The organism is Sessilibacter corallicola (genome assembly GCF_021290925.1).
Taxonomy (GTDB): domain Bacteria; phylum Pseudomonadota; class Gammaproteobacteria; order Pseudomonadales; family Cellvibrionaceae; genus Sessilibacter; species Sessilibacter corallicola.
In genome coordinates this window covers 138,090-151,434 of record NZ_JAJSLX010000004.1, presented here as the reverse complement: position 1 = coordinate 151,434, position 13,345 = coordinate 138,090, and the positions used below count along the sequence as shown (strand labels likewise).

Annotated in this window: 12 protein-coding genes and 2 tRNA genes; 5 read left to right on the top strand and 9 right to left on the bottom strand. The window is 41.3% G+C overall.

Annotation, left to right across the window (positions count from 1 at the left end; all coding sequences use genetic code 11):
* Positions 1-87: 87 nt before the first annotated feature.
* Entirely contained in the window at positions 88-2,802 is a 2,715-nt protein-coding gene (gene cas3 / locus LU361_RS17340) for a CRISPR-associated helicase Cas3' (RefSeq protein WP_233090262.1), read from the bottom strand.
* Positions 2,803-3,232: 430 nt separating this feature from the next.
* Positions 3,233-3,511, bottom strand: a complete 279-nt coding sequence (locus LU361_RS17335; protein ID WP_233090260.1) for a hypothetical protein — start codon at positions 3,509-3,511, stop codon at positions 3,233-3,235.
* Positions 3,512-4,010: 499 nt separating this feature from the next.
* On the opposite strand from LU361_RS17335, the gene LU361_RS17330 reads away from it, so the two are divergent.
* Positions 4,011-4,415 carry a rhodanese-like domain-containing protein gene (locus LU361_RS17330; RefSeq protein ID WP_233090258.1) on the top strand — a complete coding sequence of 135 codons (405 nt, stop codon included), beginning with the start codon at positions 4,011-4,013 and terminating at the stop codon, positions 4,413-4,415.
* Positions 4,416-4,458: 43 nt separating this feature from the next.
* Here the strand turns inward: LU361_RS17330 and nhaR are convergent, their stop codons facing one another.
* A complete protein-coding gene (gene nhaR / locus LU361_RS17325; RefSeq protein WP_233090256.1) occupies positions 4,459-5,364 on the bottom strand; it encodes a transcriptional activator NhaR in 906 nt (301 codons plus the stop codon).
* 200 nt (positions 5,365-5,564) lie between these two features.
* Between nhaR and LU361_RS17320 the strand changes: the two genes are divergently transcribed.
* Positions 5,565-5,966: an HPF/RaiA family ribosome-associated protein gene (locus LU361_RS17320; protein ID WP_233090254.1), complete on the top strand. Its 402-nt coding sequence runs from the start codon at positions 5,565-5,567 to the stop codon at positions 5,964-5,966.
* A 46-nt stretch (positions 5,967-6,012) separates the two neighbouring features.
* Here LU361_RS17320 and bicA read toward each other — a convergent pair whose 3' ends face one another.
* Positions 6,013-7,662: a bicarbonate transporter BicA gene (bicA, locus tag LU361_RS17315; RefSeq protein WP_233090671.1), complete on the bottom strand. Its 1,650-nt coding sequence runs from the start codon at positions 7,660-7,662 to the stop codon at positions 6,013-6,015.
* Positions 7,663-8,219: 557 nt separating this feature from the next.
* On the opposite strand from bicA, the gene LU361_RS17310 reads away from it, so the two are divergent.
* On the top strand, positions 8,220-8,999 hold the full coding sequence (locus LU361_RS17310) for a class II glutamine amidotransferase (protein WP_233090252.1): 780 nt from the start codon (positions 8,220-8,222) through the stop codon (positions 8,997-8,999).
* Between the two features lie 206 nt (positions 9,000-9,205).
* Here LU361_RS17310 and LU361_RS17305 read toward each other — a convergent pair.
* A tRNA-Asp gene (locus LU361_RS17305) sits at positions 9,206-9,282 on the bottom strand.
* Positions 9,283-9,329: 47 nt separating this feature from the next.
* A tRNA-Val gene (locus LU361_RS17300) sits at positions 9,330-9,405 on the bottom strand.
* Between the two features lie 438 nt (positions 9,406-9,843).
* Between LU361_RS17300 and LU361_RS17295 the strand changes: the two genes are divergently transcribed.
* Complete coding sequence (locus LU361_RS17295; RefSeq protein ID WP_233090250.1) at positions 9,844-11,307, top strand: PAS domain-containing sensor histidine kinase; 1,464 nt, start codon at positions 9,844-9,846, stop codon at positions 11,305-11,307.
* A 22-nt stretch (positions 11,308-11,329) separates the two neighbouring features.
* Here the strand turns inward: LU361_RS17295 and LU361_RS17290 are convergent, their stop codons facing one another.
* The gene (locus LU361_RS17290; RefSeq protein WP_233090247.1) at positions 11,330-11,572 is read right to left on the bottom strand and encodes a Rho-binding antiterminator; all 243 of its coding nucleotides are present in this window, start codon (positions 11,570-11,572) and stop codon (positions 11,330-11,332) included.
* A 220-nt stretch (positions 11,573-11,792) separates the two neighbouring features.
* Here LU361_RS17290 and LU361_RS17285 point away from each other — a divergent pair, with 220 nt between their 5' ends.
* The gene (locus tag LU361_RS17285) at positions 11,793-12,005 is read left to right on the top strand and encodes a hypothetical protein (protein WP_233090246.1); all 213 of its coding nucleotides are present in this window, start codon (positions 11,793-11,795) and stop codon (positions 12,003-12,005) included.
* Positions 12,006-12,080: 75 nt separating this feature from the next.
* On the opposite strand, the gene LU361_RS17280 is transcribed toward LU361_RS17285, so the two are convergent.
* Together LU361_RS17280 and LU361_RS17275 are read right to left on the bottom strand one after the other, a co-directional pair.
* Positions 12,081-12,560: a hypothetical protein gene (locus LU361_RS17280; RefSeq protein ID WP_233090243.1), complete on the bottom strand. Its 480-nt coding sequence runs from the start codon at positions 12,558-12,560 to the stop codon at positions 12,081-12,083.
* On the bottom strand, positions 12,557-13,342 hold the full coding sequence (locus LU361_RS17275) for a polymorphic toxin type 44 domain-containing protein (protein ID WP_233090240.1): 786 nt from the start codon (positions 13,340-13,342) through the stop codon (positions 12,557-12,559). Before LU361_RS17275 ends, LU361_RS17280 begins: the two co-directional genes overlap by 4 nt.
* Positions 13,343-13,345: the final 3 nt, after the last annotated feature.

The following is a 13,345-nucleotide window of genomic DNA, read 5'->3' as shown; positions in this document are numbered from 1 at the left end:
GGTATTTTGGTTATCACATATAGTGCTATTTTATAGAAAGGTGTATCAGTTTATTTCACCACTATTATTTACAGGTGGATTAAATTTTTATTCATTGCTAAACCAACCTACCTCGTTTGAATAAAAATCTAGTTGAGATTTATCGATCAACCACACCTCAAGCCACTTTAATGCTTTAACTTCTTGTTTTAGCTCGAAAATAGTATCTTTCGCTTTTTCGTCTAATGTGTTTTGTGCTTGGTGCCATTGCGTTTGCGGTACTTTTATTATGCTCAGTGCCCAGGCGTGCTGCTCGCCTTTGGCGTAAGGGACGAGTTGGTCGTTTTCCAGGGTTGCTAGGGCAACTTCTACGGTCTCTTGTTCGGTAAGTCGCGAGCCAAAGTCTGCTTTGTCGTCCCACCTGCCATTTGTTGCAGAGTAGCCGTCGGCAATCTCTAACACCGCGTTATGGGCGGTACTGGATTTTGCTTTGTCTTTACCAATGGCCTCTTCGGTTACTTTCGTTAATGCTTCGGGGATTTGTTCGCAGTCATCACCGTAAACGCTTTCGACCAGTAAACGTGCATCGTTGGGCATGGTAAATTGCCCTTTGTCGCTGAGTATTTTTGCGGTTAACCATTGTTGGCCAATATTTTTGTAAACGTAGGAATTGCTAGGCAATAAGGCTTCTAGCCAGTTTCGATGCGTTGCCGAATCCAGCTCTGGCGTTAACACGGTGAGTGTCGGTGCCGAACGTTGTTCTTGTTCAGCAGGATTACCGTTTTGATCGCGAACATGGCGCTGTAAGCGCCCCGCCCTTTGAATGATTAAATCAATGGGAGCGAGATCGGTTATCATATAATCGAAATCAAGATCGAGGCTTTGTTCCACCACCTGAGTGGCAACAAGTATTTGTTTTTTTCGTTGATTAAATTCAGATTTATCATTAAATTTTTCGAGCACTTTTTCTTCAATGGATCGACGATCTAATAATGCGTAACGACTGTGAAAAAGTGTAATTTCGGCATCTTGTAGATCAGGATGATTTTTTAATTCTTGATAGGTTTGTTGCGCCAACGCTACGGTATTGCGAATCCAACAAATGCATTGGTTATTATTGGCTGCTTTAATAATCAGATCTATTGCGTGCTGTTCATTATGGATTAAATCCACTTGCACGGTACGCTCTACACTGGCGCGGGTGGCGACTTTTTCTTCTTCAAAATAAACACCTGTAAGGTTATCGATCGTTTGCAAAGCAGTTTGAGTAAACCACGGAAAACTGTTGAGTGTCGCTTCGCTTTTAATTTTTCCCGCTTGTTTCAAGTTATTTTTTGCACTTAAACCTTTAATAAAGGCATTGTTGTATTTATCTCGTTGATTATTAGGTAATGTCGCAGACAATAAAATCACGCAGCCGCCGGTATTGGCGTGATATTCGATTAACCGCTCTAAAATTTGTGTCATGTAGGCGTCATAAGCGTGTACTTCATCGATAATTAATATTTTTCGGTGTAACCCTAATAATCGCAAAGCTTGATGGCGAACTGGCAACACACCCAGCATGGCTTGATCAATCGTGCCTACGCCCACTTCGGCCATTAATGCTTTTTTGCGACTGTCGGCAAACCAAGCATTGCAGTAATTACTGGCGGATGTTTCGTCGGCAATGTAATCACTGTCTTGTTGTTGCTTAGATAACATAATTGCGTCTGAAAAATCTTGATTTTGGGTGCTAGCGCCGTGAGCCAATACTAACGAAGGCCGTTCAGATTCGTCGTATAAAGCGCGATAACTTTTGGCTAAGCGTTTATACATAGAATTTGCGGTCGCCATAGTTGGCAAACCCACATACAGTCCATCGGCGAGATTTTCCGCCATTAATCGATGGGCCAATATCATCGCAGCTTCGGTTTTCCCAGCACCGGTTACGTCTTCTAAAATAAATAATTGCGGGCCATCTAAAATTTCGATTTGAGCGGCTTTTGCTTGTAAGGGCGTTGGGGTTTTAATGTAGTCAAACTGCTGAGTGATACTGGTAAACGGTTTTTTCTTTTTAAACGCAAATGCGGGGGAATCCAGTACTTTTGCCGCCTGAGGCAAAGCAATTTCTCGCCAATAATATTCTAAGTTAATTTTTTCTGACTCTAAATTTTCAAAGTTTTTGTAACGGAAAAAATCTGGATTTGAACCAATCCAGTCTGCCAGTACGCTGATCCCAGCCAACATCCAAGAGGCTTGTTTGATTTTATTTGGCTCAACTTTGACATGAGTTGATAAACCTAACTGAAATAACTCCACACAATCTTGTGTATATTCCGTAGCGGCTTGAATATCTTGTTCGCTGGCATAGGTGCGAATATTTCTACTTTTCTCGTCTCGTTGATCGACGGGTTTACCGTGGTGGCCTACCGTAATTTTTAACCAACGTTGGTTTCTAGTCGATAACCATTGATTGTCGATTTCTTTAAGTAATAGATACCCTAAAGCATCGTGTCGTAATTCATAAGAGTATCGCTTAGGCTCTTGAACCAAATGATCAGACAATCCTGCACATTGCTGCTGGAACCCTGAACAGAATTTACCCAAATCGTGCAAGACCAAACAGAAGCTAAACCAATTCTGCAACCATTCACCGCCTACGCCTAATTGCTGTGCTAACACCTTGTTATAAGGGCCGTTTGGCGAAAGCAGCTCGTAGCCAACAGCGGCAACATCCAAAGAATGAAACGCTAAGAGGTGGTAATTAGGACGTGGTAGCAGATTACCGGCAGAATCTTTGGTTGAAGATTTTCCCCAGTAGCGAAAATACGGCTTGGTCATACAAATTCCCTTTCATAAGTCAGTTCTTAGCGTTGGGAATTAGAACAGCATCATTTCGGGCGCGCAATAACTGTGTTTTTGCACATGTCAATTTATCAAACATATCCTGTCAATTTTACAATTTGTGTAAAATTCTTGTGCGTATGATATTGGCCTTAAATTATTCCAAAAAACACAGAAAAATAATCTATTGCTTATTTAAAATTATAACGACAGAAAATTGTTTAGTGATAATTTTCGATAGGTCTATTTAACACTACAGAAACTTCTGTTTAGTTACCGAAATAATTCGAGAAATTTAGCGAGATTATTAACAATACTAGGAAAAATAATCGAGACAGATTAAAAAGGGAGAGAAGAAAGCGTGCTAGAAAAGCACGCTTTTGTTGACTAATTAAAATTTAATAAACCGTTAAATGGTAAACTTGTTTTATGCTGGCGGTGCTCCACCACCATTGGACGCACCTGGAAACAAAGCCGATAACACGACGCCGGTAGCTACGCCAGTCCAGGTTAATTCGGTAATAGGAATACCGAACACGGCGCTGGTAAAAATATAGGTTCCTACAGCACCCGCTACTCCAACCACAACCCGAGCGGTTGCTTTATAAAGTTTGTACAGTTCTCTTAGTAACTGTTCTAACAATTTGCCCAGTAGGCCAATAACGCACAGACCTACAATTAATCCCATAAATTCCTGACCTGTCATAATAAACACCTCATAAATAGTCGAGATAAATTCTCTTAAAAAATAAGAGGGTATGACTAGCGCTAGAATAGATGTCGGATCGGACAACTTTTATGCTACTGCATGAAAAACAAGCAATCAAGAACGTGTTGTTATTAATATCAACAGTATTTATTCAATCAACACAAAAGAATAATAATTTCATACTGTTATTTTTATTCAGTAAACATATTTATAGATAATTGATAGTAAATTATTTAAATCGTTTTTAATTTGTATCGTTTTTTATCTAGCTTCGTCGGTAATTAGTTAGGCAATGAAAACGGTAAAAAATAACTAATGACCATTCAAAATTATCTTGTTAATATTCCACTTATCAACCAAACCGATATAGTTAATCTATTTATCAGATAACTAAAAATTAAGAGATAAAAAAGGTTAGGAAAGAAAGTTAACCCTCGCAATACGGTAAATCACCCTATTCCAACGTTACATATTTATTTTAATAGGATTAGTATCAATGCCTTTATTAAAAAACGCCGCCCAATTAGTTGAAGAAGCCAATGCTCGAATTGATTCACTCTCTGTTGAAGAAGCAATCAATAAATTAAACAGCGACGATACTGTTTTTGTTGATATACGCGATGTAAGAGAGCTTGAACGAGAAGGCATGATTCCCGGCGCTGTGCACGCCCCACGAGGCATGTTGGAATTTTGGGTTGATCCAAACAGTCCTTATTTCAAACCCATTTTTTCAGAAGATAAAACATTTATTTTGTATTGTCAGTCGAGCTGGCGATCAGCTTTAGCGGTTGCGACCTTACTCGATATGGGCATGGAAAAAATTACCCATGTTCGCGGCGGATTTAATGCCTGGAAAGAAGGCAATGGTGCAACTGTGGCTAAGGAGAAAAAGTCACAATAGCTCCAGCAAAAATCACTCTAACACCAAAAAACTTTGGCTAATGTTATTCACCAAAAAGCGCACTGCGCGCGGTGTCACAAATAGCAGCTACTGCCGGGTGTTTCACTTTGCGCTCGGCTGAAATTGCGTAAAACTTCTGTTTTACGTCGTCAATTCTGCCAACAACTCGTACATTAAAATTGTTACAAATTTCTTCTTCAATGGCAGAAGACATAAAGAAAATGCCCATTCCTGCCTGGCCAAAAGATTTCATTAATGCGCTGTCATCAAATTGGCCACAAATTACGGGATAAATATTGTGTTCCTGCAACCAGCCATCAATCAGTTGGCGTATGGCGTACTGCGGCGTGGGCAGTAATACCGGCGCATTGTTTAACGATTGCGGAAAATTCTTTTTGTAGGTTTTTAATAATCGTGGTGCGGCAAAGCAGCTTAATCCGCTTTCACCTAAAAGATGATTGTAAGCTTTCACGCTCACGGCGCTAGTCACTGGGGTATCACTTAACACCATATCAACTTTATGAACCGCCAAGTCTGCCAGCATGCCATCAACGGGCCCTTCTCTGCTGGTAAGGCTGATGTCGTGAGGCAAATGCAGCGCGGGCTCGATAATTTTATAAACAATGGTTTTTGGCAACGCACTGGCCGCACCGACGATAAATTCAGAAGGCCCGGCAACAGGGGCGCCGCGCAAGACATCACCCAATTCTCGGCCGAGCTCAAAAATCTCGTCGGCATAGCGCAACACTAAGCGCCCGGTATCGGTTAGCGCTAAACCACGCCCCGCTTTTTCAAACAGCGCATTGCCAATGCGTTGTTCCAACAGTGATAACTGCCCGCTGATGGTTTGCGGTGTAATGTGCAGTTTTTCACTCGCCTTGGCAATGCTACCTTCGTGAGCAACCACCCAAAAATAATGTAAGTGCTTGTAGTTCATGGTATCGGGCATGGTGATTCCTCATGGAAAAAACCTTACAAAAGGCGGCTTCGTTATACGCTCAACAGTTCGATTTTACCGATTTATTACCTAAACAATAAACGATTTTTTCATCGCTTGGGAGCCGAGTATATTTTCAGAACCTTAAACAGGTGGAGCTAAAAACAAAAGATAGGAACCTCTGATTAACTCTAAAATTAGGTGCATTCCATATGCTTATAAAAATACACACTCCAACGTTTCCACAAACTAACGCATTGAGTAATTACGTCGACGCAAAAATCCGATTGGCGTTAGGCTTGTATCGCGACAAAATTCGAGTGGTCGATGTGTTTCTCACCGATGAAAACGGTCCCAAAGGCGGTAACGATATGCGCTGTAAAATTGTCGTTAAAGCCGATCGCTACCCACTTACCATAACCCAAGAGACTGCCGACGATATTTACGATTCCATCAATAACTGCTCTCACCGTATAAAACGTGCCGTGGGTCGTCGGTTTGACCGAGCCCTGCAACGTCGAAAATCTCACGCCGGTTTCGAGCTGATGGAGCAAAACTCTGAACAAGAATCAGAACCCTTCGAATCCCAGCCCATTAATACCGGGGCGGCGTAAAACTACGGGCGCTCAGTTCGATGTTATGGGTTGTATCGATCAGTCGTTAATAGCTTGCGGCTTTGGATAAGGCTTCCATGCGGTTTTCACATAATTGAGTGCCTGGAATTAATTCAAAAACACCAACGCGCTCCAGCGTTTTTTTCGCTTGAGCGCGAGGCTTGACAATAAATACGCCTTTGTTCGAATCAATTGCGTCTTTGATGGTATTTTCAATGGCGATTGAAATGGTGGTATCGAGTAACGGCACATCGAGTAAATCTAAAACAACACAATCGTATTTTTGAATGGTGTTATGCTCACGGGCAATGGCTTTGGAAACACCAAAAATCATAGGGCCGCTTAAATACATCAGTAACACTCGACCATTTGCTTGATCCAACAAGGATTTTTCTTCCTGCTTTAATGGTACATCGTCGCCGGTATCGCTGAATGATTTAACGTTTTTGGTTTGCAGTTGGCTTAATTTCTCAATGGTTAGAATGTTCGCTATAAAAACCCCGAGACCAACAGCGACAATTAAATCGAAAAATACTGTCAGTAGCATAACGCCATACATAATCGAGGCTGATAATTTCGAAACGCGATGAGCACGCTTGATAAAACTCCAGTCTAGAATATTTAAACCAACTTTTAGTGCAATTGCCGCCAATACTGCCAATGGAATATGTTCTGTGAGACTGGCCGCGCCAAAAATAACCACCAATAAAACAATCGCTCGCGCAACGCCGGAAAAAGCGGATTTTGCTCCCGCCTGAATATTTACAACCGTTCCCATGGTGGCACCGGCGCCCGGTAAGCCGCCAAACAATCCAGAAACCACATTTGCAACGCCCTGGCCCACCAACTCTTTATTCGATTTGTGTTCTTTGCGAGTTAGGCTGTCGGAAATCATGGCGGTTAGTAAAGAATCGATACAGCCCAAGGTGCCCAACACCATGCCATCGAGAACCATGGTGGTTAATTGCTCTTGGCTAAACGTGGGCAAATACAGAGTCGGTAAACCAATGGAAATTTCACCGATTCGTCGAATGCTATCGTCACTGAACACCAGCAACGACACGATGGTACCCAGCACCAACACGATCAACTGTGGCGGCACTTTACTGGCAATGCGCTTGGGCACAAGAAAGAGCACGGCAAGAGATGCCGATGCGAGTAACGTTTCGCTTATTTCAATGTTTTGCCATAACTCAGGCACACTGTTAAGCGTACCGATAACACCGCCGGCCGGTGGTGCTTGGCCCAAAAAAGGCGCTATTTGAAGCAACACTAAAATTAAACCAATGCCCGACATAAACCCAGAAATAACGCTGTAGGGCATTAATGTGATGTATTTTCCTAACTTTAAGGCACCAAGAATAATTTGAAACACACCAGCAATCATGACCACGGTGAACGCCATGGCCATGCCGTTTTCTGGGTTACTTGCCATCATTGTGGTAAGTACGGCGGTCATCACTACAGTCATCGGTCCGGTGGGTTCCGATATCAAGGTGGAAGTACCACCAAACAGAGCCGCAAACAGACCAACCAATACTGCCCCGTACAAACCGGCCACTGGCCCTGCTCCCGAGGCAACACCAAAGGCCAATGCCATAGGCAAAGAAATAACAGCAGCGGTTACACCGCCGAAAATATCACCACGGATATGCTTAAGCTCAAAATGATTAAATATACGTTGGTGGTCTAACATTATTTTCAACGAACGATCTCCGAAAACGGCCTACAAAACATGGCTGGTTGTTCTATTTATGGCTAGTTGTTCTATTCATAGATGGTTGTTCTATTAGAAAACCCTGATTCATCGCGATTGTGTTTGCTGTTTACGTTAGGTGTTTGCTGTTTACATTGGGTATTCGCCATTAAGCAAACAACTCACATTGGCTAATGATTAAAAACGAGGGAATAAAAATACGTGACTGAATTGAAGATATTGAAGACAAGTACGCGGTTATCGACCTAAAACAAGAAAGAAATGCATTCAGCAAAACCCTAACTACCTCACAAGAAACTTCGTTTTATACCGGCAGAAGAATGTATTCGGGCAAACGGTAGTGCATTCTTTAAAGCGTGCACATTCTGCTTGGCGGGCAATTCTAGGGTAGAGGCAAGCGTGATAAAATTCGAATTTATGGAGCAAATAATCAGTTTATTTCGATGTATTGATTAAGCAATGGCGTTTACTCTACGCTTTATGATACAAAAATGCTTGATAGCGCTACCGGATTACTTATTCGAAAAGGAACCACAATGTGTGAATTGTTAGCGATGAGTGCCAATGTACCAACAGATATCTGCTTTAGCTTTACCGGTTTGTTACGTCGAGGCGGAGCCACTGGCCCTCATAAAGATGGTTGGGGTTTGGTATTTTACGAAACAGGCGGCGTGCGTGAATTTAAAGATCACTTGCCCAGTTCGGAATCGCCCATCGCTAAATTTTTACAAGAGTACTCCATCAAAAGCCACATTGTTATTTCTCACATTCGCCAAGCCAATGTGGGCAAGGTATCGCTGGCAAACACACACCCGTTTCAACGAGAGCTTTGGGGTAAGCAATGGACCTTTGCCCACAACGGCCAAGTCAATGACTTCAAACAATTCCCGTTATCGCGTTTTCAACCGGTCGGTTCAACAGACAGTGAACATTTGTTTTGTTGGTTAATGGGGCAATTGGATAAACAATTTTCCTCCGCGCCGCCGATGGAGCAATGGCAAAAATTAATCCACGAGTGCTGCTTGCAAATACACAAAGCGGGAATTGCTAATATTTTATTAAGCGACGGTGACGCTCTGTTCGCATTTTGTTCCAGTAAATTAAGCTGGATTACCCGCAAGGCGCCGTTTGGCACAGCACGCTTAGCCGATACAGATGTGACCATTGATTTTTCTCGCGTGACCAGCGCTGACGATGTCGTCAGTGTGATTGCCACCGAACCACTGACTATTGACGAAACCTGGCATGCGATACTACCGGGTGAGTACTGCGTTTTTGTCGACGGGAAATTTATGGACAAGCCTGCACAATCATAAACAAAGCAAACAAGCGGGCTAACTATGCTTTGGTTGCCTGCTTAACCTTTTAGACTAGTCTTTTGAATTAGCCACTCAAATTAACCCCTCAGATTAGCCTTTAGCGCTTGAGAGAGAAGGCGCGCTGATTAGATGATTCAGTGAGGTGGGTTTTTGACAGGCATAAAAAAAGCCCCAACGATGTGGAGCTTCTTTTAAGAATTAAATGGCGGACCGGACGGGACTCGAACCCGCGACCTCCGGCGTGACAGGCCGGCATTCTAACCAACTGAACTACCGGTCCGCTACAGACTGAGTTTAACCAACTTGCCGGGTAGTTCTTTCGACAAGTGGTGGGTGGTACAGGGGTCGAACCTGTGACCTACGGCTTGTAAGGCCGTCGCTCTCCCAACTGAGCTAACCACCCCCTCAACTTGGAATCGCATTTTACGGATTTAAGATGCCGTGTCAAACATTTTGTAAGATTTTTTTCACAGATAACTATTTGAATTCAAAAGAGTTTTAAATAAATACAGATAGTCTATTTGATAATCGACAACGGACAATAACTAACCGCCTAAGCAAGCACCTCGTTGAAAGCTTCTATAAAGGGGACAATCACAACGATTGTTTGAACGAAGCAACCACCAAGAAAATTAACCCATAAAGGTGCCGATGGCGAACAATTGACGAACAATAACATTTAGAAACCTTGTTTCATTTCTAAATCCCGTTATTCTGGCACTGCTCCAAACAGATGTATCCAGAAGTTTTAACACACAATCGTTAGCTGTGTGACCAAATAAAGTTATTCAACCATCCCAAGTACACTAAAACTAAAATTAAACTTGAGGGAATAAACTTTTTGCGCCTACTTCTATTTACCCTATTCAGCTTACTGTCACAAAGTGGCTACTCTCAGCACACCGGAGCAACTACACCGGTGGATTCCCTTATTATTGTTTTATTATCGTTGTTCTCGCTGGCGGCGGCAGGCTTGTATTTTTTATCGCAGGCAAAGAATAAAAAATTAATTGCCAGAACCGACGGCCTCATTAATGCTCAACATCGAATTAATAAAGAACTTGCTAATAAAAGTCATTTAGCGTCTGAGGCATTAGAACAACAACGTTTGTGCGAATCGAATTTAGAAGCCATTAAATCGCAAACCACCGCCACGTTTAATGCCCTGCCCTCTGCGGTATTTGTTGTGAACAACAAAGGGGCAATTCAGTCGTTAAACCGAAAAGCAGAATTAATATTTAAGGTTTCGAAATACAAAGCGTTGAATAAAAGCTTGTTTATATTGCTGCCGTGTTTTAAGCCAATCGAAAATATTATTCGATATGAGCAAACAAACTACGGAAAAACTCAACTTGAATTCACTTATAAACGCCACATATTTTCCGCGAATATTATTCCATTAAAAGACATCCCAGATACTTGGTTAATTTATGTGTGCGAGAAACACGTTGAATCGCACAGCTATTCGGATAACTTACACGATTCAGCTATGGGTGAATCTCAATGTTCACACAACGCAATACAACACGAAAAATTGGCATCGTTGGGAGAAATGGCCGCAGGATTAGCGCACGAAATCAATAATCCGTTAAGCGCGATACTGAATAATCTGCAAAATATTCATCGCAGAACCAGCCCTGCTCTAGAAGCGAACAGAATCGCAGCCGAAGAAACAGGGTTAGATTTAGAAACGCTGAGACACTATTTAACCAGCAGAGAAGTGGATCACTTTTTTGAAAACGCTAAAGAAGCCACCAAACAAGCGATGGTGATTGTTGCTAATGTATTAAATTTTGCGCACAGCGGTAAAAATACTAAAGGCCCAGAAAACGTTAATACCTTAATAGATACCATACTGGATATCGAGCATCGTTCAAGGCACGCAGTAAGCAGCCATGAATCCAATCCGTTTGATCATAAAATCAAACGCTCGTTACGAGCCAAACGCGATATTTGTTTGTGCTCGCCACCGGAAATACAGCAAGTTATTTTAAATTTGATAAAAAATTCGATTCAGGCGTGCGAAGGCATTAATAAAAGTGCCGATATATTGGTCTCTACCGACAACACGCACACGCACTTTGTGATTAAAATCAAAGATAACGGTCCAGGTGTTGAAAAGGAAAAATTAACCAATATTTTTAAACCATTTTACACAACCAAGCGTATTGGTGAGGGGACGGGACTTGGCCTTTCTATTTCTTATTTAATCATTACTGATCATCACAATGGCGATATATCGGCCTACAACAACACCGGTGATGGCATGACCATTACTATACAACTACCGCTCATGAGTGAGTAATCATTGGCCGAACCGTTATCGATTAAAATTTAACAACATCAAAATGAGGATTGGCTTGATTTGCCGTCATTGACTCTAAATCAACCAAGGGCAGCAAACGAGTTTCGTTATCGACGATCAACTTGATACACTCTGCCCGATTGGCATCGTATCCTGTATCGGATGCAATACCTGATAATTTTTCGCCTGTTTTAAACGTGACGGTTATAGAAAGCTTGTACATGCAAGCAATTTCGACGTAATCATGAATCTCACACGAAATCATAAATTGACCTATAGGTTAATCAGAGGCTCCTGCAATATTTTACTCGACGAATTAACCGGAAGAAACAATTCAAGCGAAACAAACGGTTTGTTAAAACCAATGTTGGCGTAATTTATTGCCAATGATTCAGTAATGATATAAAACTGACAAATCAGCCAATGTCTTTTTTGAGAAATATCCTTTAAAATATTACTGTATATTTATACATAAAAGGCGAAGTATGGAATACCTAGGAAAATGGCAGTCTAAAACCCATATTGATATGGAGATCATGAATACCGATTTGCAGCTTGCTCCTGGAAGCATAGTTGATGTACTTGAAGAACGCGGTTATCAGGTACTTATTCATGATGATCAACAGTCAATTAGCTATTGGTTTGATAAATCTTTTTTGGATCAATTCGAACGTGTTTTAGATACCAAACAGCAATAAGGAACCTAACGGTTCCTTATATCGGAAATAACCGCAGTTAAGTTAACCACTTTTTTTAATTTGACCAATTTCAACTCAAGCATTATTTGAACAAATGAACCAATAATTCTGATTCAATTTTTCACAATAATGGTAGTACTCTTGTTTGTTATTTTTTATCGCATCTTCTATTGAATCAACTTGCTCTTCTTCTGTGTATCCGTCTTCAGAATAAACAAAATACCAACTGCTCCCTAAATTAAAGCTATCGATAATAAAAGTGCCTTTAAAATAATCGCCGCTTTTTAAAAATACCACTCGCTTTACATCAAGCGCATTTAAAATTTGCGTAATTTCATCGAAATTATTTGTCAGCGCTGCTTCGTTTTTTAATGTTGTTTTTGTGAAGTTAAACAATTCAATTTTTTGTTCGCCACTGATTTTAGTTAAAATTTCGACCAGTTTTTCTGCCTTGGGATTAATGTCTTTTTCAATAATTGTATTATTAGATGTGTAAAAATAGAGCAAACCGGTTAATACAATAACAAACGGTATCAGTATTTTTATTAATTTCATTGTTTGTAGGCATCAGCACATTTGTGCAGTTTTTTTGAACCGTCTCTAATGGGGTAATCCACTTTAGTAATTGCTTCCATTAAAATCATTGGCGTTAGGCTGTTCGGATCTGGATAAGTTTCAAACAACTCAATACCTAAAGCAATAGACAAACTGTCGGTTGTATCGTCAAATTGCCGCAAGCCGCTGCCGTTGGCTTCTTTGCGAGACTCTGGCAATTGCGGTCTTAATAAATCACTGCCAATTTGTTCAAGACCTGCACCATCTAAGAGTACCGACTTCGAAAATCCACAGTAAACACCAACGTAACCGTAGTGAATATTCGACCAAATGTCATAGTAGTATTCGTATTCTTTGTACTTGTGGTGGAAACGAGTGGATTTTCCGTTGGTGGGGAATTTAGCAGCAATAATGGGTTTGTGATCCCACGCATTGTTTTGCGCAACCATCTCCGTCCATTTTACAAATGCATTGGCTCGATGAATGGTTTGCAGCTTGAAGAATTCGGGCATGGTAGCCGAATGAATAAGGCTACCAACGAACCCTTTGTCTTTGCCCTGCTCTTGCCATTTGCCAATCTCTTCCACGGCGTCGTATTGATTGCCCGCGATCATTTGCAGGGCAGCGTCCGATTTGGTATTGCGTTGAATTTCATCAACCATGTAGATCGCGATATCGAGTGCGCTGTCTTCATGTGGACAATCAATAACAATATCAACTGGATCATTAATTTTGTCTGGAGTTGTCGATAACTCTCGAATTTCTACCCAATTAATACTCATTGT

Coding starts and splice junctions, on each gene's coding strand:
- LU361_RS17290 (WP_233090247.1), bottom strand. CDS start 11,572: ATGATTTCGTGTGAGATTCATGATTACGTCGAAATTGCTTGCATGTAC.
- cas3 (WP_233090262.1), bottom strand. CDS start 2,802: ATGACCAAGCCGTATTTTCGCTACTGGGGAAAATCTTCAACCAAAGAT.
- LU361_RS17280 (WP_233090243.1), bottom strand. CDS start 12,560: ATGAAATTAATAAAAATACTGATACCGTTTGTTATTGTATTAACCGGT.
- LU361_RS17335 (WP_233090260.1), bottom strand. CDS start 3,511: ATGACAGGTCAGGAATTTATGGGATTAATTGTAGGTCTGTGCGTTATT.
- nhaR (WP_233090256.1), bottom strand. CDS start 5,364: ATGCCCGATACCATGAACTACAAGCACTTACATTATTTTTGGGTGGTT.
- LU361_RS17285 (WP_233090246.1), top strand. CDS start 11,793: ATGGAATACCTAGGAAAATGGCAGTCTAAAACCCATATTGATATGGAG.
- LU361_RS17275 (WP_233090240.1), bottom strand. CDS start 13,342: ATGAGTATTAATTGGGTAGAAATTCGAGAGTTATCGACAACTCCAGAC.
- LU361_RS17330 (WP_233090258.1), top strand. CDS start 4,011: ATGCCTTTATTAAAAAACGCCGCCCAATTAGTTGAAGAAGCCAATGCT.
- bicA (WP_233090671.1), bottom strand. CDS start 7,662: ATGTTAGACCACCAACGTATATTTAATCATTTTGAGCTTAAGCATATC.
- LU361_RS17310 (WP_233090252.1), top strand. CDS start 8,220: ATGTGTGAATTGTTAGCGATGAGTGCCAATGTACCAACAGATATCTGC.
- LU361_RS17320 (WP_233090254.1), top strand. CDS start 5,565: ATGCTTATAAAAATACACACTCCAACGTTTCCACAAACTAACGCATTG.